This is a genomic window from Pseudomonas sp. (assembly GCF_028293835.1).
Classification (GTDB): domain Bacteria; phylum Pseudomonadota; class Gammaproteobacteria; order Pseudomonadales; family Pseudomonadaceae; genus Aquipseudomonas.
The window spans coordinates 1-24,928 of record NZ_JAQGNX010000116.1 but is presented as its reverse complement, the minus strand read 5'-3'; the positions used below and the strand labels follow the sequence as shown (position 1 = coordinate 24,928).

The 24,928-nt window shown below is 58.3% G+C and carries 23 protein-coding genes; 17 read left to right on the top strand and 6 right to left on the bottom strand.

What is annotated here, in order from left to right; genetic code table 11:
* Positions 1-191: 191 nt before the first annotated feature.
* From JWR17_RS16765 to JWR17_RS16745, 5 genes are all read left to right on the top strand, one after another.
* Positions 192-1,157: a sulfonate ABC transporter substrate-binding protein gene (locus JWR17_RS16765; protein ID WP_299833055.1), complete on the top strand. Its 966-nt coding sequence runs from the start codon at positions 192-194 to the stop codon at positions 1,155-1,157.
* A gap of 34 nt (positions 1,158-1,191) precedes the next feature.
* On the top strand, positions 1,192-1,983 hold the full coding sequence (gene ssuC / locus JWR17_RS16760; RefSeq protein WP_299833088.1) for an aliphatic sulfonate ABC transporter permease SsuC: 792 nt from the start codon (positions 1,192-1,194) through the stop codon (positions 1,981-1,983).
* Positions 1,980-2,798 (top strand): aliphatic sulfonates ABC transporter ATP-binding protein, encoded by an 819-nt coding sequence (gene ssuB / locus JWR17_RS16755; protein ID WP_299833054.1) that lies wholly within the window; start codon positions 1,980-1,982, stop codon positions 2,796-2,798. Before ssuC ends, ssuB begins: the two co-directional genes overlap by 4 nt.
* Positions 2,799-2,849: 51 nt before the next feature.
* The gene (locus tag JWR17_RS16750; protein ID WP_297842014.1) at positions 2,850-3,065 is read left to right on the top strand and encodes a molybdopterin-binding protein; all 216 of its coding nucleotides are present in this window, start codon (positions 2,850-2,852) and stop codon (positions 3,063-3,065) included.
* Between the two features lie 257 nt (positions 3,066-3,322).
* A complete protein-coding gene (locus JWR17_RS16745; RefSeq protein ID WP_299833053.1) occupies positions 3,323-4,843 on the top strand; it encodes an argininosuccinate lyase in 1,521 nt (506 codons plus the stop codon).
* 155 nt (positions 4,844-4,998) lie between these two features.
* On the opposite strand, the gene JWR17_RS16740 is transcribed toward JWR17_RS16745, so the two are convergent.
* Positions 4,999-5,643 (bottom strand): TetR/AcrR family transcriptional regulator, encoded by a 645-nt coding sequence (locus JWR17_RS16740; protein ID WP_299833052.1) that lies wholly within the window; start codon positions 5,641-5,643, stop codon positions 4,999-5,001.
* Between the two features lie 123 nt (positions 5,644-5,766).
* Positions 5,767-7,143, bottom strand: coding sequence for a glutamine synthetase family protein (locus JWR17_RS16735; protein WP_297845848.1), 1,377 nt, complete (start codon positions 7,141-7,143; stop codon positions 5,767-5,769).
* A 276-nt stretch (positions 7,144-7,419) separates the two neighbouring features.
* Between JWR17_RS16735 and JWR17_RS16730 the strand changes: the two genes are divergently transcribed.
* The 8 genes from JWR17_RS16730 to JWR17_RS16695 all read left to right on the top strand — a co-directional run bounded on the left by JWR17_RS16730 (position 7,420) and on the right by JWR17_RS16695 (position 16,442).
* Positions 7,420-8,196: a gamma-glutamyl-gamma-aminobutyrate hydrolase family protein gene (locus JWR17_RS16730; protein WP_299833051.1), complete on the top strand. Its 777-nt coding sequence runs from the start codon at positions 7,420-7,422 to the stop codon at positions 8,194-8,196.
* Positions 8,197-8,235: 39 nt separating this feature from the next.
* Positions 8,236-9,594 (top strand): glutamine synthetase family protein, encoded by a 1,359-nt coding sequence (locus tag JWR17_RS16725; RefSeq protein WP_299833050.1) that lies wholly within the window; start codon positions 8,236-8,238, stop codon positions 9,592-9,594.
* Between the two features lie 19 nt (positions 9,595-9,613).
* Positions 9,614-10,978, top strand: a complete 1,365-nt coding sequence (locus JWR17_RS16720) for an aspartate aminotransferase family protein (protein ID WP_299833049.1) — start codon at positions 9,614-9,616, stop codon at positions 10,976-10,978.
* Positions 10,979-11,126: 148 nt separating this feature from the next.
* Positions 11,127-12,227, top strand: a complete 1,101-nt coding sequence (locus JWR17_RS16715; protein ID WP_299833048.1) for a polyamine ABC transporter substrate-binding protein — start codon at positions 11,127-11,129, stop codon at positions 12,225-12,227.
* A 116-nt stretch (positions 12,228-12,343) separates the two neighbouring features.
* Complete coding sequence (locus tag JWR17_RS16710; protein ID WP_299833046.1) at positions 12,344-13,438, top strand: polyamine ABC transporter substrate-binding protein; 1,095 nt, start codon at positions 12,344-12,346, stop codon at positions 13,436-13,438.
* Between the two features lie 57 nt (positions 13,439-13,495).
* A complete protein-coding gene (gene potA, locus JWR17_RS16705; RefSeq protein ID WP_299833045.1) occupies positions 13,496-14,638 on the top strand; it encodes a polyamine ABC transporter ATP-binding protein in 1,143 nt (380 codons plus the stop codon).
* Between the two features lie 35 nt (positions 14,639-14,673).
* On the top strand, positions 14,674-15,555 hold the full coding sequence (locus JWR17_RS16700) for an ABC transporter permease subunit (RefSeq protein WP_299833087.1): 882 nt from the start codon (positions 14,674-14,676) through the stop codon (positions 15,553-15,555).
* Entirely contained in the window at positions 15,552-16,442 is an 891-nt protein-coding gene (locus tag JWR17_RS16695; RefSeq protein WP_299833044.1) for an ABC transporter permease subunit, read from the top strand. Before JWR17_RS16700 ends, JWR17_RS16695 begins: the two co-directional genes overlap by 4 nt.
* Before the next feature lie 132 nt (positions 16,443-16,574).
* On the opposite strand, the gene JWR17_RS16690 is transcribed toward JWR17_RS16695, so the two are convergent.
* On the bottom strand, positions 16,575-17,216 hold the full coding sequence (locus tag JWR17_RS16690; protein WP_299833043.1) for an HD domain-containing protein: 642 nt from the start codon (positions 17,214-17,216) through the stop codon (positions 16,575-16,577).
* A 338-nt stretch (positions 17,217-17,554) separates the two neighbouring features.
* Between JWR17_RS16690 and JWR17_RS16685 the strand changes: the two genes are divergently transcribed.
* Positions 17,555-18,520, top strand: a complete 966-nt coding sequence (locus JWR17_RS16685; RefSeq protein ID WP_299833042.1) for a DJ-1/PfpI family protein — start codon at positions 17,555-17,557, stop codon at positions 18,518-18,520.
* A 136-nt stretch (positions 18,521-18,656) separates the two neighbouring features.
* Here the strand turns inward: JWR17_RS16685 and JWR17_RS16680 are convergent, their stop codons facing one another.
* The gene (locus tag JWR17_RS16680) at positions 18,657-21,059 is read right to left on the bottom strand and encodes a penicillin acylase family protein (RefSeq protein ID WP_299833041.1); all 2,403 of its coding nucleotides are present in this window, start codon (positions 21,057-21,059) and stop codon (positions 18,657-18,659) included.
* A gap of 114 nt (positions 21,060-21,173) precedes the next feature.
* Positions 21,174-21,755 (bottom strand): DUF6436 domain-containing protein, encoded by a 582-nt coding sequence (locus JWR17_RS16675; RefSeq protein WP_299833040.1) that lies wholly within the window; start codon positions 21,753-21,755, stop codon positions 21,174-21,176.
* A 97-nt stretch (positions 21,756-21,852) separates the two neighbouring features.
* Here JWR17_RS16675 and JWR17_RS16670 point away from each other — a divergent pair, with 97 nt between their 5' ends.
* A complete protein-coding gene (locus JWR17_RS16670; RefSeq protein WP_299833039.1) occupies positions 21,853-22,800 on the top strand; it encodes an alpha/beta hydrolase in 948 nt (315 codons plus the stop codon).
* Positions 22,801-22,903: 103 nt separating this feature from the next.
* Here JWR17_RS16670 and JWR17_RS16665 read toward each other — a convergent pair whose 3' ends face one another.
* On the bottom strand, positions 22,904-23,656 hold the full coding sequence (locus tag JWR17_RS16665; protein WP_299833038.1) for a DUF2059 domain-containing protein: 753 nt from the start codon (positions 23,654-23,656) through the stop codon (positions 22,904-22,906).
* 108 nt (positions 23,657-23,764) lie between these two features.
* On the opposite strand from JWR17_RS16665, the gene JWR17_RS16660 reads away from it, so the two are divergent.
* On the top strand, positions 23,765-24,397 hold the full coding sequence (locus JWR17_RS16660; protein WP_299833037.1) for a 2OG-Fe(II) oxygenase: 633 nt from the start codon (positions 23,765-23,767) through the stop codon (positions 24,395-24,397).
* Between the two features lie 2 nt (positions 24,398-24,399).
* Positions 24,400-24,882, top strand: coding sequence for a DUF523 domain-containing protein (locus JWR17_RS16655; protein ID WP_299833036.1), 483 nt, complete (start codon positions 24,400-24,402; stop codon positions 24,880-24,882).
* Positions 24,883-24,928 lie beyond the last annotated feature (46 nt).

The window sequence follows — 24,928 nt, the reverse complement described above, 5'->3', positions numbered from 1 at the left end:
CTTTTTTATGTGCGTAATCTTATATTTGCGCTTATTCGATTTAAGAATAAACAAATGAATAAAAGAGATTTATAGATATAAAAAACACCTGTTAAGGTCTGTCCCACTTAGCGAAATCGCTAGCCTCACCTTACTCGCCTGATAACAGGCAAGCGGGTGCACCCTAAATCGTTACAGCAAAGGAGCGCGCCATGCGCACTGCTATTTTGCGTCGAAGCCTGGTCGCCCTGTTTGCTGCGGCAGTTACCTTCGGCGCCGTTACCGCTGCTCAGGCAGAAACCTTGCGCATCGGTTACCAGAAGTACGGCACATTGGTGCTGCTCAAAGCCAAGGGCTCGCTGGAAAAACGACTCGCCGCCCAAGGTGTGCAGGTGCAATGGACCGAGTTTCCCGGCGGCCCGCAATTGCTTGAGGGATTGAACGTAGGCTCCATCGACTTCGGCGTGACCGGCGAAACACCGCCCGTGTTCGCTCAGGCGGCCGGGGCTGATTTGCTGTATGTCGCCTACGAACCGCCAGCCCCCACCAGTGAAGCGATCCTGGTGCCCAAGGATTCACCCATCACCTCGGTGAAAGACCTCAAAGGCAAGAAAGTCGTGCTGAACAAAGGCTCCAATGTTCACTACTTGTTGGTGAAAGCGTTGGAAGACGCCGGCCTGAAATATACCGATATCCAAACTATATTCCTGGCACCCGCCGATGCGCGTGCGGCATTTGAACGTGGCAGTGTTGATGCCTGGGTTATCTGGGACCCGTACCAGGCAGCTGCCGAGCAACAGCTGCAAGCGCGCACCCTGCGCGACGGCACGGGCATCGTCGATAACCACCAGTTTTACCTGGCGACCAAGCCTTATGCGCAACAGCATCCTGAAGTCATAAAGGCACTGATCGAAGAAGTGCGCGCCGTAGGCGAATGGTCCAAAGCCAACCCGGATGACGTCACCCGACAGGTCGCGCCGCTGCTCGGTTTATCAGCCGACATCACTCGGATTTCAGTGAAACGCCAAGGTTACGGCGCACTGTTCATCACCCCTGAAGTGGTGGCGGCACAACAAAAAATAGCGGACAGCTTTTATCAGCTCAAATTGATTCCCAAGCCGTTAAGCATCAAAGACGTCATTTGGATGCCCTCCGCAACCGTGGCTAAGGCTCCGTAAATCACTGGCCCTTTGAGGAGACAACTCCATGAGCCTGAGCGCTTCGCAAAGAATCCTCCACAGACTGGCGCCTTGGGCACTTCCAGTCTTGTTGTTAGCGGTATGGCAGCTTTCGGTGTCAGCCGGCTGGCTGTCGACGCGAATCCTGCCTGCACCAAGTGCAGTTATCTCGGCCGGTGTGGCCTTGGTTCGCAGCGGTGAAATATGGACACACCTTGCTATCAGTGGGTGGCGCGCCGGACTTGGCTTTGCCATCGGCGGTGGCCTTGGTCTGGTGCTGGGCTTTATCACCGGCTTGTCGACCTGGGGCGAGCGCCTGTTGGACAGCTCGGTGCAGATGATTCGTAACGTGCCGCACCTGGCGCTGATACCGCTGGTGATCTTGTGGTTTGGCATTGATGAGTCGGCAAAGATATTCCTGGTGGCGCTGGGTACGTTGTTTCCGATTTACCTGAACACCTATCACGGAATTCGCAACGTTGACCCAGCGCTAGTCGAGATGGCGCGCAGTTACGGTTTGTCGGGTTTCTCGCTGTTCCGTCAGGTAATTCTGCCCGGCGCACTGCCTTCGATTCTGGTGGGCGTGCGGTTCGCGCTGGGCTTGATGTGGTTGACCTTGATCGTGGCTGAAACTATCTCCGCCAGCTCCGGCATCGGCTATTTGGCGATGAACGCCCGGGAGTTTCTGCAGACCGACGTGGTGGTCGTGGCGATCCTTCTGTATGCCGTGCTGGGTAAGTTGGCAGACCTTGCGGCGCGCGGCCTGGAACGTGTCTGGTTGCGTTGGCACCCGGCCTATCAAGCGATCAAGGGCGGTGCGGTATGAGCAGTCTCAAACAAGCAGTGCAACCGGCACATCTGCTGCGCGGTATTCCGCTGGCGGTGCGCAAATTACGCAAGACCTTCGATGAGCGCGAAGTGCTCAAGGAAATCGATCTACACATTCCAGCGGGTCAGTTCGTGGCGGTGGTTGGCCGCAGCGGATGTGGCAAAAGTACCTTGCTGCGGTTGTTGGCCGGGCTCGACAAACCTACGGGCGGCGAGCTGTTGGCGGGTTCTGCGCCCCTCAGCGACGCCCGTGAAGACACGCGTTTAATGTTCCAGGAAGCCCGTTTGCTGCCGTGGAAGAAAGTCATCGATAACGTCGGTCTTGGTCTGCATGGCAACTGGCGTCTACAGGCACTGGAAGCATTGGAGGCGGTGGGCCTGGCCGAACGCGCTAATGAGTGGCCTGCCGCGTTATCGGGAGGACAAAAACAGCGAGTGGCCCTGGCCCGCGCGTTGATTCACCGGCCTCGTTTACTGTTGCTCGATGAGCCGCTGGGTGCGCTGGATGCACTGACCCGAATCGAGATGCAGCAGCTGATTGAGCGGCTTTGGAAAAAGCATGGCTTCACCGTCTTGCTGGTGACCCATGACGTCAGCGAGGCCGTGGCCATTGCTGATCGAGTGATCCTGATCGAAGACGGCCAAGTCGGTCTGGATCTGCTGGTAGAGCTGCCGCGCCCCCGGGTCCGTGGCTCGCATCGTCAGGCCGCGCTGGAAACCGAAGTGTTGAACAGGGTGTTGCTGATACCGGGCACCCCACCTGAACCCGAACCTGTTTCACCGTTGCCCACGCAACTGCGTTGGGCCCAATAGCCGATCCGCGTTTGTGTCATCTAAAACCTAACCCACACAGGAAATATCATCATGACTATCAAAGCCATCAACGTCCGTAACCAGTTCAAAGGCACCATCAAAGAAATCCTCGAAGGCCCGGTATTGTCGGAAATCGATGTTCAAACCCCATCGGGCATCGTGACATCCGTGATCACCACCCGCTCAGTAAAAGAGCTGGAACTGGTCGTAGGCAGCGAAGTTATTGCCTTCGTGAAATCCACCGAGGTTTCCATCGCCAAGCTGTGAGCAATGCGCAGCAGACAACCCCGAACGGTTAAAAGCCCTTCGGGGTTTTTTTTATGGGTGTAAGAGGCTGTGAACCGGGCCCGTAGGAGCCAACGTGTTGGCGAGAAAACCAGCCAACGCATCTTCATTTTTTTAAGTATCGAGCCGCCAACTATCAGATATTTTTCATCCTATAACCATCCTGCTAGGATCACCGCACATCGCTGCATCGCTTCTCTCAGCGCATTAAGAGCTTCTGCACCCAGAGCGAAATAATAATGAAAACAGACAAGCGCGTACTGCCGATCTTTTCTTTTCGTTTGGCGATGATCCCCCTGCTAATGTTGGCAGCGGGCATTGCGCAAGCGGCAGACAAGCAAGAGCCCCACGATAATTTTTACTTTTTGGGCGAGATGAACAAGGCCTCCACGGTGATGGTCATCGACACCAAAATTGTCCCGCCAGAACTGGGTAGGAAAATTGTTGCGGCGGTGGATCAAGTGATCATCAATGGCAATAAACCGGGCGCCGAACGTCCTGCGGATTACTTGAAATACGAGCCGCTGATACTTGCCATTGCCGGGCCCGATGGATCGCGGATGCACTCGGGCCGCAGCCGCCAGGATATCTTGTCTACCACCCGACGCCTGATGCAGCGCGAGCGCGTGTTGAATGTGCTGAATGAGATGAATACATCCAAGGCCGAGTTTCTGAAGCTCGCCGAAGACAATCTCGACACCATCGTGCCGGCGTACACCAACGGCGTGCAGGCGCAACCGACCACCTATGCGCATTACTTGCTCGGGTTCACTTCGGTCTTTGATCGCGACGCGACCCGTTTCAAAGAAGCTTATGCCCGCTTGAACATGAGTCCGCTGGGCTCCGGCGCATTAGGCACCTCAAGCTTTCCCATTGACCGAAAGCAGCTGGCTCAGCTGTTGGGGTTCGATGGCGTTGTGGAAAATTCCTACGACGCGGCGCAGCTTGGCGCGCTTGATACCGGTATTGAACTCACGGGCATTTCCAGCAATGCCGCGCTGACGATTGGGTTGCTGGTTCAGGACATTCACACCCAGTACCACCAGCCCTATCCATGGATCATGATCACCGAGGGCAAGCTGACAGGCACCAGCAGCATCATGCCGCAGAAGCGCAATCCGTATGGCCTGAACCTGCTGCGTTTGCAGGCCAGCGATGTGGTCGGTGGCGCCATGACCTATCAGTTGGAAGCACACAACGTAACGCCAGGCATGCCTGATTACAAACGCGATCAAGTGGAAAAAACCCTGGATCAGACGGCGACGTCGTTCACGATGCTGGCCGATTTGCTGAGCAATTTGCAGATTGATAAAAACCGCGCGCTTGAGGAGGTGGACGCCGATTATTCGACCACGACTGAACTGGCCGACATGCTGCAACGGGACTCTGATGTACCGTTCCGTGTGGGCCACCATTTTGCGTCGGATCTGGTGACCTACGGTCGCTTGAACAAGATGAAACCTGCGGACATCCCGTTCCCGGAGGTGCAAAGGATTTACGGCGAGGCGCTGAAAGCATTTAACATTGAGGGCGCGCACTTCCCGTTGACCCAGGCTCAATTTCGGACCTCGCTGACCGCGCAAAACATGATCGATTCCAGCAAAGGTCTCGGCGGCCCACAGCGTGCAGAGGTCGAACGGATGTTGGCAGCGGAAAAGGCCAGCTTGATCGACGATCAAAACTGGGTCAAAACCCAGCAGCAGAAACTGGCCAAAGCCTCAGCCGATCTCGATGAGGCGTTTCATAAAGCGGGGCAGTGATTTAGGGCGAGTTGCAATCAATCTGTAGGAGCCAACTTGTTGGCGAGAAGCCGTGTGCGGTGTGCCTGCTCAATCGCCTCGCCAACAAGTTGGCGAGGCGATTGGCTTTACCCGTTCTGTCGTCGCACAGCCGCTGATCCCGCGCGGTTATTGAGCTAGGGATTCTCGGCGAGTTCGCGTTTCGGCAAATAAGGCGGCAGGTACAGCCCCAGATACGCATCAAATACACGCATGCCTTCTTCGGCCAAGCGTGGGGTGATTTCGTCGTGCAGCTGCATCGAGCGCGCATAAACCCGGTCGCCCAGCTCCATGGCCAAGGCGAACACATCGATATCATCGGGCAGGGCCGGGAGCTGGAAGTGCCGGTCGAAGACCTCATGCATCAAGTGACCCAGCTCGATATCGTGTTGCCGATCAGCCTGAGTGACTTCGGTCAATCCGTGTTGTGCCAGGATCAACTGGCGTGCGGCGGCGTCGGCGTTGTAAATGCTCAGCATGCGCAGTTCAACCACCCTCGACAGATCGCGCCAACTGCCGAGCGGCCCGTGCTCGATGGGCGCTTGCAGGCACGCACGAAAGGCTGCATGGACATCCGCCGTCAATGCTTCAAGCAGGGCCGGGACACTGGCGAAAAAATGATACACCGACGACGGCGGAATCTGCGCGCGTTCCGCCACCAGATAAATCGACAAACTGGCCACACCCTCGGCAGCCAACAACGTACGCGCCGCATCAAGAATCGAATCGATCCGGGATTGGCTGCCAGCGCGAGGTTTGCGAGTGGTGGCGGGGCGGGTCATGAAGGGTTATCCAGTTTGGGGCGGTGGGTTTGTGTATTTCTGCTGCAGCGAAATCACTCGCGCAGCGGCCATAAAAAAACGCCGTCAGCCCAAGCCGACGGCGCTCTATTTTCAGCACACTAATCAAACAGTATGCAAATACCAGTTGTATTCAAGGTCAGAGATGGAATGCTCGAACTCTTCCAGCTCACTTTCCTTACAGGCGACGAAGATATCGATGTATTTCGGGTCGATATAGCGCGCCATGATTTCACTGTCGTCCAGCTCGCGCAGGGCATCACGCAAGTTGTTGGGCAGGCTTTGTTCGTTCTGCTCGTAGGAGTTGCCTTCTACCGGGGCGCCTGGCTCGATCTTGTTGGTCAAGCCGTGGTGCACGCCCGCCAGGACCGAGGCCAGCAGCAAGTAGGGGTTGGCATCGGCACCGGCTACCCGGTGTTCGATACGTACCGAGTCTGGAGTTCCGGTCGGTACGCGCAAGGCGACAGTCCGGTTGTCCAGGCCCCAGCACGGCGAGTTAGGCACATAGAACTGTGCGCCAAAACGACGGTAGGAGTTGACGTTCGGGCACAAGAACGCCATTGATGCCGGTAGGGTCTCGAGCACACCGCCGATCGCGTGACGTAACGCGGCGTTCTGCTCGGGATCCTCGCTGGTGAAGATATTTTTGCCATCGCGATCAAGAATCGAGATGTGGACATGAAGACCATTGCCTGCCTGACCCGGATAGGGTTTGGCCATAAAGGTCGAGTCCATTTCGTGGTCGTACGCGATGTTCTTGATCAGTCGCTTGAGCAGTACCGCGTAATCGCATGCCTTGATCGGGTCGGCGACATGGTGCAAGTTCACTTCGAATTGCGCCGGGGCACTTTCTTTAACGATAGCGTCAGCCGGAATGCCTTGTTCCTTGGCACCTTCCAGAACGTCCTGGAGGCAGTCGACGTATTCGTCCAGGTCATCGATCAGGTAAACCTGTGTCGAATGAGGGCGTTTGCCGGAAATCGGCGAGCGCGGTGGCTGGGGACGACCATTCACGTTCTCCTGATCGATCAGGTAGAACTCGAGTTCGAATGCGGCGCAAATAGTCAGGCCCATTTCATCGAACTTGCTGACGACTTGTCGCAAAACTTCGCGAGGGTCGGCAAAGAAGGGTTCGCCTTCGATTTCGTGCATGGTCATCAGCAATTGCGCGGTAGGGCGCTTTTGCCAGGGTTCATTGCACAGAGTGCCGGGGATCGGATAACAGATTCGGTCAGCATCACCGATGTCCAGACCCAGGCCGGTGCTTTCCACCGTTGAGCCATTGATATCCAGGGCAAACAATGAGGCCGGCAGGTTAATGCCTTTCTCGTAAACCTTATGGAGGCTGGTGCGTTCTATGCGCTTGCCGCGCACCACGCCATTCATATCTGCAATCAGAAGGTCAACGTAAAGAACCTCAGGATGTTCCTTAAGGAACGCGTTCGCTTCGTTAAGCTGAACGGCACGCGGGGGTACCGACATGATGAAACACCTTTGTTGTTAAAAATATCAATCATTGATCTTTTCAGGATTCAGTCAATCCGAAAGCCATGATGAAGTCAATAGAGCCTTTTTTGCCCCAAAAAAGCACTGTAGGGGGCTTTTTGCGGCAATTTAGGGCAAAAAAAACGTATCTACGATCCTGGGGCCTGCGGGCTTGAGCAGGCTGTGTTCTATTTTTTACGGGGGTGTTGTGTAAAAAAATGAACAAGGCTAAGCTCGATTGCAACCCAAAACAGCAATAATACCGGGGGTCCCATGTCTCGCCTGCCGTTAATCGGCGTGACCGCCTGCACCAGGCAGATCGGTCTGCACAGTTATCACATCAGTGGCGACAAGTACCTTAGAGCAGTCACTGTTGCTGCCAAGGGTCTGCCGCTGATACTGCCTTCACTGGCTGAACTGCTCGATCCTGCCGAGCTCCTCGCCAGCCTTGATGGACTCCTGCTGACCGGCTCACCCTCGAATATAGAACCCTACCACTATAGTGGTGCAGTGAGTGTGTCAGGCACTGCTCATGATCCCGAACGCGACCGCACCACCTTACCGTTGATTCGTGCAGCCGTAGCGGCGGGCGTCCCGGTATTGGGCATCTGCCGGGGGTTTCAAGAGATGAACGTAGCGTTTGGTGGCAGTCTGCATCAGCAGGTTCATGAGGTTGGAACGTTCATGGACCATCGTGAGCATAGCAACGAGCCAGTCGAGGTCCAATATGGGCCCAGCCACACGATGCATATCCAGCCAGGCGGCGTGCTTGCGGGCCTTGGCTTGCCGAGTGAAATCGAAGTCAACTCGATTCACGGGCAGGGTGTCGAGCGTCTGGCACCGGGCTTACGCATCGAAGCGCTGGCGCCCGACGGGCTGATTGAAGCGGTTTCGGTCGAGGCGGGCGCAGGTTTTGCTTTAGGTGTGCAATGGCACCCGGAATGGCAAGTCACTTCTAATCCCCATTATCTGGCGATTTTCCAGGCGTTCGGCGACGCCTGCCGAACGCGGGCAACACAACGCGACGCAGATGCGTCGAAAACTGCCTGAGCCCATAACGGCGCTCGGGTTCTACCTCCTGAGGTATTTATGAGTAGCAACCTCGATCAGCTCACGGATTGGTTGAAAGAGCACAAGATCACCGAAGTCGAATGCATGATCAGCGACCTCACCGGGATCACCCGCGGCAAGATTTCACCCACCAACAAATTCATCGCCGAAAAAGGCATGCGCCTTCCCGAGAGTGTGCTGTTGCAGACGGTCACCGGCGATTATGTCGAAGATGACATCTATTACGAACTGCTGGACCCGGCGGACATTGACATGATCTGCCGTCCCGATCAGAACGCCGTATTCCTTGTCCCATGGGCCATAGAACCCACTGCTCAGGTGATTCACGATACCTACGACAAGCAAGGCAACCCCATTGAGTTGTCGCCGCGCAACGTATTGAAAAAAGTCTTGAAACTCTATGCTGACAAGGGCTGGCAGCCCATTGTTGCGCCGGAAATGGAGTTTTACCTGACCAAGCGCTGCGAAGACCCGGACTTCCCGTTGCAGCCTCCGATTGGCCGTTCCGGTCGCCCGGAAACAGGTCGTCAATCCTTCTCTATAGAAGCCGCCAACGAATTCGACCCATTGTTCGAGGACGTCTACGATTGGTGTGAGTTGCAGAACCTAGACCTCGACACGCTGATCCACGAAGACGGCACGGCGCAGATGGAAATCAACTTCCGTCACGGTGACGCCCTGCATTTGGCCGACCAGATTCTGGTGTTCAAACGGACCATGCGCGAGGCCGCCCTCAAGCACGACGTGGCCGCGACGTTCATGGCCAAGCCGATGACCGGCGAACCGGGCAGCGCCATGCATTTGCACCAGAACGTGATCGATACCGCCACCGGAAAAAACATCTTTTCCAACGACGACGGGACAATGAGCGAATTGTTCCTGTGCCACATCGGAGGCCTGCAAAAATTCATTCCTGAGCTGTTGCCGTTGTTTGCGCCGAACGTCAATTCGTTCCGGCGTTTCCTGCCTGATACCTCGGCGCCGGTGAACGTGGAATGGGGCGAAGAGAACCGTACCGTTGGTTTGCGCGTGCCAGACGCAGGGCCACAAAACCGTCGCGTGGAAAACCGTCTACCGGGCGCCGACGCCAACCCGTACCTGGCGATTGCCGCCAGCTTGCTGTGTGGATTTATCGGCATGGTCGAAGCGATCAATCCCAGCGCGCCCGTGGTTGGCCGTGGTTATGAGCGACGTAATTTGCGTCTGCCGTTGACCATCGAAGACGCACTGGAGCGGATGGAAAACAGCAAGACCATCGAGAAATACCTCGGCAAGAAATTCATCGTCGGCTACGTCGCCGTCAAACGTGCCGAACACGAGAATTTCAAGCGCGTGATCAGCTCCTGGGAACGTGAGTTCCTGCTGTTCGCGGTCTGATAAATACGGAGAACCCAGTATGGGCAACAACACGACACAAACCCGCGAATGGCAGGCCTTGAGCCGCGATCACCACTTGGCGCCGTTCAGTGACTACAAGCAGTTGCAGGAAAAAGGCCCGCGCATCATCACTCGGGCCCAGGGCGTTTATCTGTGGGACAGCGAAGGCCACAAGATCCTCGACGGCATGGCCGGCCTCTGGTGCGTAGCCATAGGTTATGGCCGCGAAGAACTGGCCGATGCCGCCAGCAAACAGATGCGCGAACTGCCTTATTACAACCTGTTCTTCCAGACCGCTCACCCGCCAGTGCTGGAATTGGCCAAGGCCATTTCCGAGATCGCGCCGGAGGGCATGAACCATGTGTTTTTTACGGGTTCGGGTTCTGAAGGCAACGACACCATGTTGCGTATGGTCCGCCACTACTGGGCGATCAAGGGCCAGCCGAATAAAAAAGTAATCATCAGCCGGGTCAACGGTTATCACGGCTCGACGGTAGCCGGCGCCAGTCTGGGCGGCATGACCTACATGCATGAACAGGGCGATTTGCCGATCCCTGGCATCGTGCACATCCCGCAGCCCTACTGGTTCGGCGAAGGCGGTGACATGACCCCGGACGCGTTCGGTATCTGGGCTGCCGAACAGTTGGAAGCAAAGATTCTCGAACTGGGCGTCGACACCGTCGGTGCGTTTATTGCCGAGCCGATTCAAGGCGCTGGGGGGGTGATCGTTCCGCCTGATAGCTACTGGCCGAAGATCAAAGAAGTCCTCGCCAAATACGACATCTTGTTCGTCGCTGACGAAGTGATCTGCGGGTTTGGGCGCACCGGTGAGTGGTTTGGCTCCGATTTTTACGACCTCAAACCGGACATGATGACCATTGCCAAAGGCCTGACCTCCGGCTATATCCCCATGGGCGGCCTGATCGTGAGCGATGAAGTGGTCAAGGTGCTCAACGAAGGCGGTGATTTCAACCACGGCTTCACCTATTCAGGGCATCCGGTGGCGGCTGCGGTCGCTCTGGAAAACATTCGAATCTTGCGCGATGAAAAAATCGTCCAGAGGGTAAAAGCCGAAACGGCACCTTATTTGCAAAAGCGGTTACGTGAACTGAACGATCACCCGCTGGTAGGTGAAGTTCGCGGCGTCGGCTTATTGGGTGCAATTGAGCTGGTGAAGAACAAAGCCACGCGGGAGCGTTATGTCGGCAAAGGAGCGGGAATGATCTGCCGAACGTTCTGCTTTGATAACGGCCTGATTATGCGTGCAGTGGGCGACACGATGATTATTTCGCCACCGTTGGTAATCAGCTTTGCTGAAATTGACGAGTTGGTAGAAAAGGCGCGCACCTGTTTGGACCTGACGTTGCAAGCGCTACAAGGCTAGGGGCCAGGCGGCACAAATAATAAAGATTGAGCAAGGCGGGCTTAGTGGTCTTGTAAACCCGCCCGGGATATCGCCAGACTAGCGACTGTTTCAGCTTTCCAGTCACCGCTACCCAACCGTTAGGGTTTAAAACAATGGAGCTCCACGCATGAAGCTATTTGGCAAGACTCTCCTCGCCTTATCCCTTATGGGCATCGTGGCCGCAGCTGTTCAGGCCGATGATAAAGTGCTGCACGTTTACAACTGGTCCGACTACATCGCGCCGGACACCATCGAAAAATTCACGGCGGAGACGGGTATCAAGGTCGTCTACGACGTGTTTGACAGTAATGAAACCCTCGAAGCCAAGTTGCTCGCCGGTAAGTCGGGTTATGACGTTGTAGTGCCGTCCAACAACTTCCTCGCCAAGCAGATCAAGGCTGGTGTGTATCTGGAGCTGGACAAGTCCAAGCTGCCGAACTGGAAAAATCTTAACGAGAAGTTGCTGGCGACTGTCGGCAAAGCCAGTGACCCAGGCAACAAACATGCGTTCCCGTACATGTGGGGCTCGATCGGTATCGGCTATAACGCTGAAAAGGTCAAAGCCGCACTGGGCGCAGACGCTCCGGTGAATTCATGGGATTTGATCTTCAAGCCAGAGAACGCTGCCAAGCTTAAAGGCTGTGGCATCAGCTTCCTCGACTCGCCAACCGAAATGATGCCGGTCGCCTTGCATTACCTGGGTTTCCCTACCGACACGCAAGACAAAGACCAAATCAAAAAAGCTGAACAGCTGTTTCTCAAAGTTCGTCCATCCGTGGCTTACTTTCATTCCTCGAAGTACATCTCGGACCTGGCCAACGGCAACATCTGCGTAGCAGTCGGTTACTCGGGTGACGTGTATCAGGCCAAAGCCCGCGCAGCTGAAGCTGGCGACAAGGTCAAAATCAGTTACAACATTCCGAAAGAAGGCGCTGGCAGCTTTTACGACATGGTCGCCATTCCTAAGGACGCCGAAAACGTTGAAGGCGCTTACAAATTCATGAACTTCATCATGAAGCCAGAAATTATGGCAGCCATCACCAACAGCGTGCACTTCCCGAATGGCAATGCGGCAGCCACGCCATTGGTTGATAAAGACATCACCAGTGACCCAGGCGTTTACCCACCTGAAGAAATCCAGGCAAAACTGTACGCCATCAGCGATTTGCCAGCGCCAACGCTGCGTTTGCTGACTCGCAGCTGGACCACCATCAAGTCCGGTAAATAACGACTTTCTGTAGGGTCAACTTGTTGGCGAGGCGGCGTGTCAGACAGACCGCTTGAAACCTCGCCAACAAGTTGGCTGCTACAGAGTTTGAAGGCCTCACTGGAAAGGACCCTCCAATGCGTATTATTTTATTTCGCAACACCTTGCTGGCGGGACTGGGCGTGACCCTGGCGGTCAGTGTTTATGCGGCTCCCACTGTGCATATTTATAATTGGTCGGATTACATCGGCGAAACCACGCTGGTGGACTTTGAAGCGGCCACCAGGATCAAACCGGTGTACGACGTTTTTGATTCCAACGAAACCTTAGAGGGCAAACTGCTCGCTGGGCATACCGGTTATGACGTGGTCGTGCCGTCAAATCACTTCTTGGGTAAACAGATCAAGGCCGGGGCGTTTCAGAAGCTCGACAAGACTCAGCTACCCAACTACGTGAATCTCGATCCGGCGCTGCTAAAGCGTCTGGAGAAAAACGATCCAGGTAATCAATACGCCGTCCCTTATCTATGGGGCACTAACGGTATTGGTTACAACGTCGAGAAAGTCAAAGCTGTGCTTGGCGTCGATAAGATCGACTCGTGGGCCATGTTATTTGAACCGGAAAATATCAAAAAGCTTGCAACCTGCGGGGTTGCCTTTCTCGATTCTGCCGATGAAATGATTCCTGCCGTTCTTAACTATATGGGGCTGCCACCCAACAGCGAAGACCCTAAGGACTACGCTAAAGCAGAAGCCAAGTTGCTTGCCGTACGGCCCTATGTGACGTACTTCAACTCGTCGAAATACATTACCGACCTGGCCAATGGCGATATCTGCGTGGCCGCAGGTTTTTCCGGTGACGTGTTCCAGGCACGGGCGCGTGCGGCGGAAGCAGGTAAAGGCGTGAAAATCGCGTACACGATTCCGAAAGAAGGCGGCAACTTGTGGTTCGACATGCTGGCGATCCCCCGTGATGCAAAAAATGTCAAAGAAGCCCATGCCTTCATTAATTACATGCTCAAGCCTGAGGTAATCGCTCAGGTCAGTGACGCTGTCGGTTACGCCAACCCGAACCCGAAGGCTGACGGATTGATGGAGCAGAAGGTACGTACCGACCCTGCGGTTTATCCATCGCAAGAGGTTCTTGATAAGCTTTACGTCAACGCGGAGTTGCCACCCAAGGTACAGCGATTGATGACCCGCAGTTGGACCAAGGTCAAGTCGGGTAAATGAAGAATCCAGGCCCGGCCGTAGTGGTCGGGTTTTAAATTTTGTTGGGAGTCTCACCACATGGCAGTTGCCTCCGGCGCCTATAAGAAAGCCCTCGAAGCTGATCAGCAGCCTAAACAGGTGCTGGTCAAAATTGATCGGGTCACGAAGAAGTTCGACGAGACGATTGCTGTGGACGATGTGTCCTTGCAGATCAACAAAGGCGAGATTTTCGCCTTGCTCGGCGGCTCGGGTTCAGGAAAGTCCACGCTGCTGCGCATGCTTGCAGGCTTCGAACGACCAACCGAGGGGCGAATTTACCTCGACGGTGTGGACATCACCGACATGCCGCCGTACGAGCGGCCGATCAACATGATGTTCCAGTCCTACGCGCTGTTCCCGCACATGACCGTGGCGCAGAACATCGCCTTCGGCCTCAAGCAGGACAAGATTCCGGCGGCTGAAGTCGATGCCCGCGTGGCTGAAATGCTCAAGCTGGTGCAGATGAGCCAGTACGCCAAGCGTAAGCCGCACCAGTTGTCCGGTGGCCAGCGTCAGCGTGTGGCGCTGGCGCGTTCGCTGGCCAAGCGGCCGAAGCTGTTGCTGCTCGACGAACCGATGGGTGCACTGGACAAGAAGCTGCGTTCGCAGATGCAACTGGAGCTGGTCGAGATCATCGAGCGCGTCGGCGTAACCTGCGTCATGGTGACCCACGATCAGGAAGAGGCCATGACCATGGCCGAGCGTATCGCGATCATGCACCTGGGCTGGATCGCCCAGATCGGCAGCCCGATCGACATCTACGAAACCCCGACCAGTCGCCTGGTCTGCGAATTCATCGGCAACGTCAACATCTTCGACGGTGAAGTGATCGACGACGCCGAGGGTCACGCGATCATCACGTGCAAGGACCTCGACCGGAAGATCTATGTCGGCCACGGCATCAGCACCTCGGTGCAGGACAAATCCGTGACCTACGCGATTCGTCCGGAAAAACTGCTGGTGACCCCGACCATGCCGACCTGCGAATACAACTGGTCCAGCGGCAAGGTGCACGATATTGCCTATCTGGGCGGTCACTCGGTGTTCTACGTCGAATTGCCGAGCGGCAAGATCGTCCAGTCGTTCGTCGCCAACGCCGAGCGCCGCGGCCAGCGCCCAACCTGGGGTGACCAGGTTTACGTGTACTGGGAAGACGACAGCGGCGTGGTACTTCGCTCATGAACATGCGCAAATTCAAACGCCGCCTCAATCGAATAATTCCCGGTGGCCGTCAGCTGGTCATCGGGGTCCCGTTCATCTGGCTGTTCATGTTCTTCATGTTGCCGTTCTTCATCGTCCTGAAGATCAGCTTCGCCGAAGCCGACGTGGCCATCCCGCCGTACACCGAGATCTACAACTTCGTTGACCAGAAGCTGCAGGTGCTGCTCAACCTCGGCAACTACGCGATGCTCGGCGACGACGAGCTGTACATCGCCGCCTACCTCGGCTCGTTGAAGATGGCGCTGATCAGCACCGTCCTCTGCCTGCTGATCGGTTACCCGATGGCCTACGCCATCGCCAGCGCCCGCAAAGAGCTGCAAACGGTGCTGGTGCTGCTGATCATGATGCCGACCTGGACCGCGATCCTGATCCGCGTCTACGCGTGGATGGGCATCCTCAGCAACAACGGCCTGCTCAACGGTTTCCTGATGAGCATGGGCTGGATCAACGAACCGCTGCAGATCCTCAACACCAACCTGGCGGTTTACATCGGCGTGGTTTATTCGTACCTGCCGTTCATGATCCTGCCGCTCTACGCCAATCTGGTGAAGCACGACAACAGTCTGCTGGAAGCTGCCTCGGACCTGGGGTCGAGCACCTTCAACAGCTTCTGGAAAATCACCATCCCGCTGTCGAAAAACGGCATCGTCGCCGGCTGCATGCTGGTGTTCATCCCGGTGGTGGGCGAGTTCGTGATCCCGGAACTGCTCGGCGGTCCGGAAACCCTGATGATCGGTAAAGTGCTGTGGCAAGAGTTCTTCAACAACCGTGACTGGCCGGTGGCTTCTGCCCTGGCGGTGGTGATGCTGGCGATCCTGATTGAGCCGATCATCCAGTTCAACCGTAGCCAGGCCATAGAAATGGAGGGCAAAGAATGAAACGCTTCCGTTTCTCTACCTTGATGCTGGTACTTGGCCTGCTGTTCATCTATGCGCCGATGCTGATCCTGGTGATCTACTCGTTCAACGCCTCGAAGCTGGTGACAGTGTGGGGCGGCTGGTCGATCAAGTGGTACGTCGGCCTGCTCGACAACACCCAACTGATGGGCTCGGTGGTGCGCTCGCTGGAAATCGCCTGCTACACGGCAGTGGCGGCGGTGGCACTGGGTACGTTGGCGGCCTTCGTGCTGACCCGTATCACCCACTTCAAGGGGCGTACGTTGTTCGGTGGTCTGGTGACTGCGCCGTTGGTGATGCCGGAAGTGATCACCGGTCTGTCGCTGTTGCTGCTGTTCGTGGCAATGGCGCAGATGATCGGCTGGCCACAGGAGCGCGGCATCATCACCATCTGGATTGCCCACACGACGTTCTGTGCGGCGTATGTGGCGGTGGTTGTGTCGGCGCGTTTGCGTGAGCTGGACCTGTCCATCGAAGAAGCGGCCATGGACCTTGGCGCGCGGCCGTGGAAGGTGTTCTTCCTGATCACCATACCGATGATCGCGCCGTCGCTGGGTGCGGGCGGCATGATGTCGTTTGCCCTGTCGCTGGATGATCTGGTGCTGGCGAGCTTCGTGTCGGGCCCGGGTTCGACGACCTTGCCGATGGAAGTGTTCTCGGCGGTGCGTCTGGGCGTGAAGCCCGAGATCAACGCCGTGGCCAGCCTGATTCTGCTGGCGGTGTCGCTGATGACTTTCCTGGTCTGGTTCTTCAGCCGTCGTGCCGAAGAAGCGCGCAAGCGTGCTATCCAGCAAGCCATCGAAGAAAGCGCTGCCGATTCGTGGAAGCAACCGGACGTGCGCCGCGCACCGGCGCCGGAAGCGGCTTGAGCCTGATGGGTTGATCACATCTTTGTGATCAACCCCAATCCCATTGTAGGAGCCGGCATGCTGGCGATGGTATGTCAGCAACGTTGATGTCGACTGACACACCATCGCCAGCAAGCCGGCTCCTACAAGGATCTACGCAGCCCAAGGCGATTTGCGGATGATCTCGACAAAGTTCATCGGCTTGAACCCTGGCTCGCTGTCCACCAGCACATCGGCATTCACCGTACCAAACGTGGTATCGGGCTTGTGTTTGAAGCCGTTGGCAAACGCACACAGAATGCATTCCTTGAACCCGTCACCCCGTGGATGCGCATGCACCACCGCCTCGCGCTGCGCGGCAGGGAACGCGGCGTAATCAATCCCCAGCACATCCATCTCAACTCCCGCGGTTACCAGCGCCACGTTCGGACGCAGGTGGTGCACCACGCCCGGTGTGGTGTGAAGGGCAATCGACAACCACACTTGCTCGATGTCGTCGTCGCTGAAACCGTAAGGCTTGAGAAACGCTTTGGCCGCGTTGGCGCTGTCCACTTCGAAGCGCTCGTCGTCCGTGCGATGACCTTCCACCAGGCCCAGGTCATGGAACATCGCGCCCACGTATAGCAACTCCGGGTTGTAGGCCAGTTGCTTGCGTTCCCCGCTCAATGCGCCAAACAGAAACACCCGGCGCGAGTGGTGGTAAAGCAGGTCTGATTCGACGTCGCGAATGTATTCGGTGGTGGCCCGGGCCAAGGCGCTGTCAGGGATTTTGATACCGGCGATGGTGCTGCTCATGGTGCTGTCCTCGTTGGGAACGCCGTGGCGGCGCTGATGGAGCCAGTCTGTTCCCGCCCCCGAAACCGAACAATCGATCCATGGCTGCGATCCTTGCCAATGAGCATGCATATCGCGCCAACCTCGCTTGTTGGGCGCGGATTGGCTAAGTTTGCTGCCGGTGAATATGCTTTTGTGGCGAGGGAGCTTGCTCCCGCTGGGCTGCGAAGCGGCCCCAAAAAACCGCAACCGAATTCTGCCAGGCACACGGCGTCCGACGGGTTTGCGACTGCTACGCAGTCGAGCGGGAGCAAGCTCCCTCGCCACAGGTATAGGTGATCTTTAGAGGCGTTCGTACCATGAGTAAAACCGTTGCCATCGTGGTATTCGCCGGCGTTCAGTCCCTGGACGTCACCGGTCCCATGGATGTGTTTTCCGAGGCCAATCGCTTCCTGCCGCCTGCAGACCACTACCGGCTGGACGTGATCGGCGTCGAGCGCGGGGTGATGGCGTGCTCCAACGGGTTGTCGCTCAATGCCCATCGGCATTTCAGCGAGGCGCTGGAGGCGTACGACTTGTTGCTGGTGGCGGGAGGACCGCAGTTGCCGTTCATGGATTTCGGCGCAGCTTTCGATGCCTGGCTGCGGGATGCCAGCGCATTGGCGCAACGTTTCGGCTCGATCTGCAACGGCGCGTTCATGCTGGCCCGGGCCGGATTGCTCGAAGGGCGAACGGTGACGACGCATTGGGGCGATGCAGCAGCGCTCGCGGCGTTGTGTCCTTCGACTCAGGTCGAAGCTGATCGCCTGTACGTGCAGGACGGCGAGCTCTACACCTCGGCCGGGGTCACGGCGGGGATCGACTTGTCGCTGTACCTGCTGGCCCGGGATCACGGCCCGGAAGTCGCGCTCAGCGTGGCCAAACGGCTGGTGGTGTTCACCCAGCGTTCGGGCGGGCAATCACAGTTCAGCCCGTTCCTGACGCCCCACGCGGAGCCGACCTCGGCGGTGGCGCTGGTCCAGCGCTACGTGCTGGCCAACCTGACCGGCGACCTGACCATTGCCGACCTGGCCAACGCCGCCAACATGAGCGCCCGCAACTTCTCCCGGGTGTTTGCCAAGGAAGCGAAAGTCACCCCGGCGGAATTCGTCGAGCGAGCGCGGGTGGACGCGGCGCGGGTGATGCTGGAGAGCACTGCGGCGCCGCTGAAGACCGTGGCATATCAGTGCGGGTTTCGCGATGCCCAGCATATGCGCAGCGTGTTCAATCGCCGGCTGGGTGTGACGCCGCAGCAGTTCAGGTTGAATTTTGCGGCGATGGTTTGAGGCATGAAGTTGTGTGGGGATTGCGGGCCTCTTCGCGAGCAAGCTCGCTCCCACAGGTTATGCGTTGATTGGGAGATCACCGCAGACCTGTGGGAGCGAGCTTGCTCGCGAAAGCGCCCGCCCGGCCAACAAAAATCTAACGCGCCGGCAACAGCTTCAACGTACTCCGCGTATTCGCCGTCACCTCTTCATCATTCAGATGCGCCTGGAAGTAGACCCCTTCGACATACGCCTCCGCCTGATCCTCATAGTGACGGTCAAACGGTACGCCACTCTGCCCCACCGGATTGACCGTCAAGCTGTGCGTCGGGTCGGCGAAGTCGATCAGGCGTCGGGTCGACGGCCCGTAAGTCACTGGCCATGGCGCCGGGCCGATCTTGGCCGAGAGGTTGTTCGGCACCTCGTGCGAGCCGGGCGCCGCGAACGGCCCGACGTTGAAAATCCGCTCCAGCGGCTTTTGCTGCCCCAACGGATGACCATGGGTCAGGGTGTGCGCCGTGCCCCATTGCCATTGGGCGAAATCCGCGCCCAGCGTGGTCTTGAGGTGCGCCATGCTCGCCTGCCACGCCATCTTGACCGTATCGGCACGGGTTTCCCTGGCGGGCGTGCTGCGGTTATCCCACCACGGCGAGTCGGCGTTCGCCGCCAGGCGCGGCAACGCGGCGTCGATCACCCGTGTCGACAACAGCGTTTCGAAAAAGTCATTGCCCAGCTCATCGTGCATCGTCGCGTCAGCCAGGTTGAACAGGAACTGGTTGAACACGGTGGCGCTGGTGGACTCCAGCGGATAGTCGCCCTTCCAGGCGGCCAACTGCTCCACCAGTTTCAGTTCAGCCGGATCGCTCACCACTTCACGCAACACCGGCAACAACGGCGCCAGCAACCGTGGACCGTAGGCCGTGGTGGTGCCCAGTTGCAGTTTCTGACTGGCCTCCAGGTCCCACTTCACGTTTTTGTCGCTGAGCTGGCGGTTGAGCTGCTGTCCGCGATCGGCTAGGTTGTAGTAACCCGGAATCTCGATCCCGGTCGGCGACACGGGCTGGAAGTTGGCCGAGACGATGTAGCCCCGCGCCGGGTTCTCTTCCTGCGGGTTGGCGCTGAACGGGTAGAAACCGTCCTTGTCCGCCTCGGTGGTGCTGCCGTCGAGGATGAACCACGGACGTACGCCCGCCGGACGCTTGGGCAATTGCGCCGCCGCCCACCAGCCGATGTCGCCCTTGGCATTGGCCCAGACGATGTTCAACCCCGGTGCCTGGACTTTCGCGGCGGCAGTGCGCGCCTTGGCCAGGGTGTCGGAGCGGTTGAGCTGGTAGAAACCTTCAAGGATCGGGTTCTGGCTTTCCAGAAACCCCCACCACATGGCGATCGGCGTCTTGCCGGCGGCGCTGCCCAGTGCATCGTTGACGATCGGCCCGTGGGGGGACTGGCGCAGTGTCAGCGTCACCGGTGCCTGGCCCTTGACCGCGATCTGCTGTTCGCTGGTGGTCATGTCCACCCAATTGCCGCGATACCAGACCTGGTTGGCGTTGTCCGGGTTGACCTTTTCGGCGATCAGGTCGAGGTCATCGTTCTGGAACATGGTGATGCTCCAGCCGAAGTCGCGGTTCATCCCCAGCGAGGCGAACGGCATCAACGCCTGGTAGTGCCCATAGAGTTCAAAGCCCGGCGCCGAGAGCTGCGCCTCGTACCACACCGACGGTGCGGAAAAGCGGATATGCGGGTCACCCGCCAGCAACGGCTTGCCGCTCTTGGTGCGGGTGCCGGAGACGACCCAGGCGTTACTGCCCTCGAACTGCGGCAAGCCGTTGTCGGCCAGCACTTGTTCGCTCAGGCGGGCGAGGGCATTGAGGTCTTTCCAGTCGGCACTGGCGAGGGGCGGCGCGGGGTTGTGGCTGTTTTTCGCCAGCACGCCCTTGGGCTGCCAGTCGAGGTCGAAGACGTTGAGGTAGTCGGCACCCAACTGGTCACGCACGTAGGTCAGCAACGGCTCGGTGCGAAACGCCGCGGCAAAACTGTAGGCCATGTAACCGGCGATGCTGATGGTGTCCTGCGCCGTGAACGGGCGCTTGGGAATGCCCAGCACATCGAACTCCACGGGTTTTGCATGGCTGTCCTGATACTGGTTGATGCCATCCAGATAGGCCTGCATGGCGATGAACGCAGGCGACTGTTTGTCCAGGCTGGCGAAGTAGGTTTCGGCACGTTCGCGAATGCGCAGGCTGCGCATCAGTTTGTCGGTGTCGAGCAGTTTCGGCCCCAGCACTTCGGCCAGCTCGCCGCGAGCGAGACGGCGCAGGACTTCCATCTGAAACAACCGATCCTGGGCATGCACGTAACCGAGGGCGCGGTACAGGTCGGTTTCGTTTTCGGCGCGGATGTGCGGGATGCCGCGCTCGTCGTAACGCACGGTGACGGAGCCTTGAAGATGTTGCAGCTCCACCATGCCCTGGCGTGTCGGCTGCTTGCTGTAGACGTACCAGCCGGCGCCTGCAGCGGCTACGGCAATCAGCAGGACGAACGCGATCAGGAGACGTTTCATGGTGATTCCTTGTTCTTGTTATGAGTGGCAGCAATTCCCTGGCGTCACTGTTTACCACGACTCAACACAGCGGCCCATCGCCCGTAGGAGGGATTCGTATGGCCGGGCTTGTCGTTACTTCGTCGTATCCACCGGCCACGGGCAGTAACACCCCACGGCCAGTGTGTGCGTGGCGCTCACCGCGCGGCCCTCGTTCAACGCTTGCAGGATCGGTTCGATAAAGCTGTTGCTCGAATTGCAGGTCAGGCCTTCACTGTAGGGGCCGAAGTAGGCCAGTTTGCCGCTGCGGTCCCAGATCGCCACGGCCGGGCTGGCCGGAATCTGATCCGAACCTGGCAGGACGGTGATGGGTTTCAGGCTGCTCAATGTGCTCGGCAATTGGCCGTGGCTGCCGGTTTTTTGCACGGCGTAGAACTCGACGCCTTGCGGGACATACTGCTCGACCAGTTCGCTCAAGTGTTGCTGGTTGCCGACGTTGCACGGGCAGGCCGGGTCCCAGAAGTGCACCAGGCGGATGGCACCGGGGCCGGCGAGGTCGTCAGGCAGGCGCAACGGGTCGCCGGAAAACACGGCGGTATGCTCGCTGTATGCGCGCAGGTAGCGTCCCTGAAACCAGTCATAAGCCGCCCACAACACACCGGCACACACGAGGGCGAGCAGGCTGGCGAGCAGTGTGGCGCGGTAGGGCGAACGCATGGGTTTCGATCCTCGAAGGTCGCCCAGCTTGCCATGCTTGCCTCGACAGATGAATATCGCAGGCCCATAAAGTCTGTTTGGTGTTTTGGAATTGCTCATGTCTGCCACTTTCGACCCTGATCATCTGCGTGCCAGCCTGCGGCCTTTGGTCGAGTGGCAGCCGCTGTCCGAGGAGGCGCTGGCGTATCGACGGTTCTACGGGCTGGATTTTCCGGGGCGTCTGCTGCGCAGTGGGCTTGGGCGGTTCGATGTGGAGAGTTATCAAGTGGTCAGCCAGGTCTGGTGGCCCGAGCGGGCGAAAGCGACGCTGTTTCTGCTCCACGGTTTTTATGATCACACCGGCTTGTACCGGCATGTGATCGAGTGGGCGCTGGATCAGGGGTTTGCAGTGATCGCCTGCGACTTGCCGGGCCACGGGCTGTCCAGCGGCGAACGGGCGAGCATCAAGGATTTTTCCGAGTATCAGGACACGCTGCATGGCTTGTTCATCGAGGCGCGCGCCCTCGGTCTGCCGCAGCCGTGGCACCTGTGCGGGCAGAGCACCGGCGGTGCGATTGTGATTGATCATGTGCTCAACGCGGGCGCGGGCAGCCCGGCGCAGGGGCAGGTGATCCTGTTGTCGCCGCTGGTACGGCCGCGCGCCTGGGGTTGGTCGCAGCTCAGTTATTACCTGCTCAAGCCTTTCGTCAAAGGCATTGCCCGGCGATTCAGCGAGAACTCCAACGACCCGGATTTCCTGCCGTTCCTGCAGGCCGATCCGTTGCAGCCGCTGCGTTTGCCCACCGCCTGGGTCGGCGCGCTGGCGCGCTGGATCAAGTACATCGAATCGTCACCGCGCAGCTTCCGGCGACCGCTGATTGTGCAGGGGCAGGCAGACATGACGGTGGATTGGCAGCACAACCTTGAGGTGCTGAAGGCCAAGTTTGATCGGCCGCAGGTGTTGATGTTGCCCGAGGCGAGGCATCATCTGGCGAATGAGTCGGTGGCGTTGCGCGGGGAGTATTTCGGGTTTTTGACGAAGCGGATCAACGGCCGGAATCTTTAGCGCCAGTCAGTGCCCCATCGCGAGCAGGCTCACTCCTACATTGAAATGCATTCCCCTGTAGGAGTGAGCCTGCTCGCGATGGCGATTTAACAGGAACCAAAAATTACTGGCTGAGGTTCGAAGGACTCTGCCCCACCGCCAACCCCGCCCTAATCGCCGCCAACGCCGCCTGGTAATACGCTTTGCCCTCCGCCGACTCGGCAAACGTGGCGAATTCTTCCAGTTCGTTATCCGACAGGTCGCGATAGACATACAGCAGCGTGTTGTTCAGGTCGCTGCCGATCTGGTCCATCAAACGCTGGCGCTGACCATTCAACATGCCCTGCGCCTGACCACCACCGAGCAGGCCGGGGATCATCGAACTCAAGCTGTCCGCCGCGACGCCGGCAATCGCCAGGCTCACTTCTGCCCCGGCTTCACGCGCCGGCAGCGCCTGGGCCAGGTGACCGATGATCAGCATGCGGCTGTCACTGGCTTCAATCTTCGGCAAGCCTTTGGCGTTCTTCGCCAATTGATCACGGCGGGTCGCCAGCAACTCGGCGGCCACGATCTTCTTGCCCAGGGGCGACTGGAAAAAAGTCAGTGCAGGTTGCGGATCGGCGAGGGTCTTGCGCAACTGCGCTTCGGCACGCTGGTCGACGGCCTGCGGGGCAAAGCGCTGGTTGCTGTTGTTCACCAGCGCCTGAAACACCGCGGGCGGCAAGCTGTTCTGGTAGCGCTGCTGAGCGGCGGAGAGGGCATCGTTGAAATGCGCGCGTTGTTCCGGCCAGCCGGCGACCTTGTACAACTGGTCGTGGCCGTCTGCCCAGGCGGGCAAAACGCAGAACATCAGCAGTGAGAAAAGCAAACGGCGCATAGGGACTCCTGTCAGCAGGCGACTATTCTCCGTGTGGCATACAGACTTGTCGAGAATTCGTATCAAGCCGCTGCGCGGCTCTGTCGGATTTGCTGGCGCAGGAATACTATGCGCGCCATGCAAATACCCTCTGATCACCCGCTGCTGTTACGTATCGTCGACGACCTGGCTGAACACGGCTGGTCGCAGCAGAATATTTTCCTGCCTCTGGGTCTGACCCGGGAGTTGGCGGCTGAGTGCCGTAAACGTGCAGCCGAAGGTGAACTCGCCCCGGCCGCCGTGGGCCGCGGGCCGGCATCGGAGATCCGCGAAGGCATTCGCGGCGACCATATCCAGTGGATCGAGCCGGGCCAGGCCCTGGCCTGCGACAGTTATTTGCAGTTGATGGACAGCCTGCGCGAGGCAATGAACCGCGGTTTGTACCTGGGCCTCGAAGACTTCGAAAGCCACTTCGCGATGTACCCGCCCGGCGCCTTTTACCTCAAGCATGTCGACCGCTTCCGCGACGACGACCGGCGCACGGTGTCGGCGGTGGTGTACCTCAATGACGCCTGGCTGCCGGAGCACGGCGGTCAGTTGCGCATGTACCTCAAGGATGGCGTCGAATACGATGTGGTGCCTACCGGCGGATGCCTGGTGGTGTTCCTGTCGGGCGACGTGCCCCACGAAGTCCTGCCCGCGACCCGCGATCGCCTGTCATTGACCGGCTGGTTCCGGCGCCGTGGCAACGAGCCGTTCTGATCATGCAGAAAATCCTGGTAAGCCGTTGTCTGCTGGGCCACCGCGTACGTTACGACGGCGAGGCCAGCGGGCCGTTTGATCTGCTTCAGCAGTGGATCGACGAAGGTCGCGTCGTACCGTTATGCCCGGAAGTCGCCGGTGGCTTGCCGACGCCCCGTGCGGCGGCAGAGATTCCGGGCGGGCAGGGCGCCGAAGTGTTGGACGGGCAGGCGTCGGTGATCACCACCGAGGGCGAGGATGTCAGCGATGCGTTTCTGTCCGGCGCGTATCAGGCACTGGCGCTGGCGCAGCAACACGGCATCCGCATCGCCGTGCTCAAGGCCAACAGCCCGTCCTGCGGCAATGTGCTGACCTATGACGGGACGTTCAGTGGGGTGAAGGTCAGCGGCGAGGGCGTCACTGCGGCGCTGCTCAAACGTCATGGCGTGCAAGTCTTCAGCGAACTCGAACTGGCCGAAGCCGCCACCGCGTACCAGGCACTGTAGGAGCCGGCTTGCGGGCGATACCGATTTAACATTCAACACATACGTC

What these genes read in the sequence shown, in the direction of transcription:
- JWR17_RS16735 (WP_297845848.1), bottom strand. Translation starts at nt 7,143, where the DNA reads ATGTCGGTACCCCCGCGTGCCGTTCAGCTTAACGAAGCGAACGCGTTC.
- JWR17_RS16765 (WP_299833055.1), top strand. Translation starts at nt 192, where the DNA reads ATGCGCACTGCTATTTTGCGTCGAAGCCTGGTCGCCCTGTTTGCTGCG.
- JWR17_RS16685 (WP_299833042.1), top strand. Translation starts at nt 17,555, where the DNA reads ATGAGTAAAACCGTTGCCATCGTGGTATTCGCCGGCGTTCAGTCCCTG.
- JWR17_RS16740 (WP_299833052.1), bottom strand. Translation starts at nt 5,643, where the DNA reads ATGACCCGCCCCGCCACCACTCGCAAACCTCGCGCTGGCAGCCAATCC.
- JWR17_RS16745 (WP_299833053.1), top strand. Translation starts at nt 3,323, where the DNA reads ATGAAAACAGACAAGCGCGTACTGCCGATCTTTTCTTTTCGTTTGGCG.
- JWR17_RS16655 (WP_299833036.1), top strand. Translation starts at nt 24,400, where the DNA reads ATGCAGAAAATCCTGGTAAGCCGTTGTCTGCTGGGCCACCGCGTACGT.
- JWR17_RS16750 (WP_297842014.1), top strand. Translation starts at nt 2,850, where the DNA reads ATGACTATCAAAGCCATCAACGTCCGTAACCAGTTCAAAGGCACCATC.
- JWR17_RS16695 (WP_299833044.1), top strand. Translation starts at nt 15,552, where the DNA reads ATGAAACGCTTCCGTTTCTCTACCTTGATGCTGGTACTTGGCCTGCTG.
- ssuB (WP_299833054.1), top strand. Translation starts at nt 1,980, where the DNA reads ATGAGCAGTCTCAAACAAGCAGTGCAACCGGCACATCTGCTGCGCGGT.
- JWR17_RS16690 (WP_299833043.1), bottom strand. Translation starts at nt 17,216, where the DNA reads ATGAGCAGCACCATCGCCGGTATCAAAATCCCTGACAGCGCCTTGGCC.
- JWR17_RS16675 (WP_299833040.1), bottom strand. Translation starts at nt 21,755, where the DNA reads ATGCGTTCGCCCTACCGCGCCACACTGCTCGCCAGCCTGCTCGCCCTC.
- JWR17_RS16665 (WP_299833038.1), bottom strand. Translation starts at nt 23,656, where the DNA reads ATGCGCCGTTTGCTTTTCTCACTGCTGATGTTCTGCGTTTTGCCCGCC.
- JWR17_RS16725 (WP_299833050.1), top strand. Translation starts at nt 8,236, where the DNA reads ATGAGTAGCAACCTCGATCAGCTCACGGATTGGTTGAAAGAGCACAAG.
- JWR17_RS16730 (WP_299833051.1), top strand. Translation starts at nt 7,420, where the DNA reads ATGTCTCGCCTGCCGTTAATCGGCGTGACCGCCTGCACCAGGCAGATC.
- JWR17_RS16715 (WP_299833048.1), top strand. Translation starts at nt 11,127, where the DNA reads ATGAAGCTATTTGGCAAGACTCTCCTCGCCTTATCCCTTATGGGCATC.
- JWR17_RS16670 (WP_299833039.1), top strand. Translation starts at nt 21,853, where the DNA reads ATGTCTGCCACTTTCGACCCTGATCATCTGCGTGCCAGCCTGCGGCCT.
- potA (WP_299833045.1), top strand. Translation starts at nt 13,496, where the DNA reads ATGGCAGTTGCCTCCGGCGCCTATAAGAAAGCCCTCGAAGCTGATCAG.
- JWR17_RS16660 (WP_299833037.1), top strand. Translation starts at nt 23,765, where the DNA reads ATGCGCGCCATGCAAATACCCTCTGATCACCCGCTGCTGTTACGTATC.
- JWR17_RS16710 (WP_299833046.1), top strand. Translation starts at nt 12,344, where the DNA reads ATGCGTATTATTTTATTTCGCAACACCTTGCTGGCGGGACTGGGCGTG.
- JWR17_RS16720 (WP_299833049.1), top strand. Translation starts at nt 9,614, where the DNA reads ATGGGCAACAACACGACACAAACCCGCGAATGGCAGGCCTTGAGCCGC.
- JWR17_RS16680 (WP_299833041.1), bottom strand. Translation starts at nt 21,059, where the DNA reads ATGAAACGTCTCCTGATCGCGTTCGTCCTGCTGATTGCCGTAGCCGCT.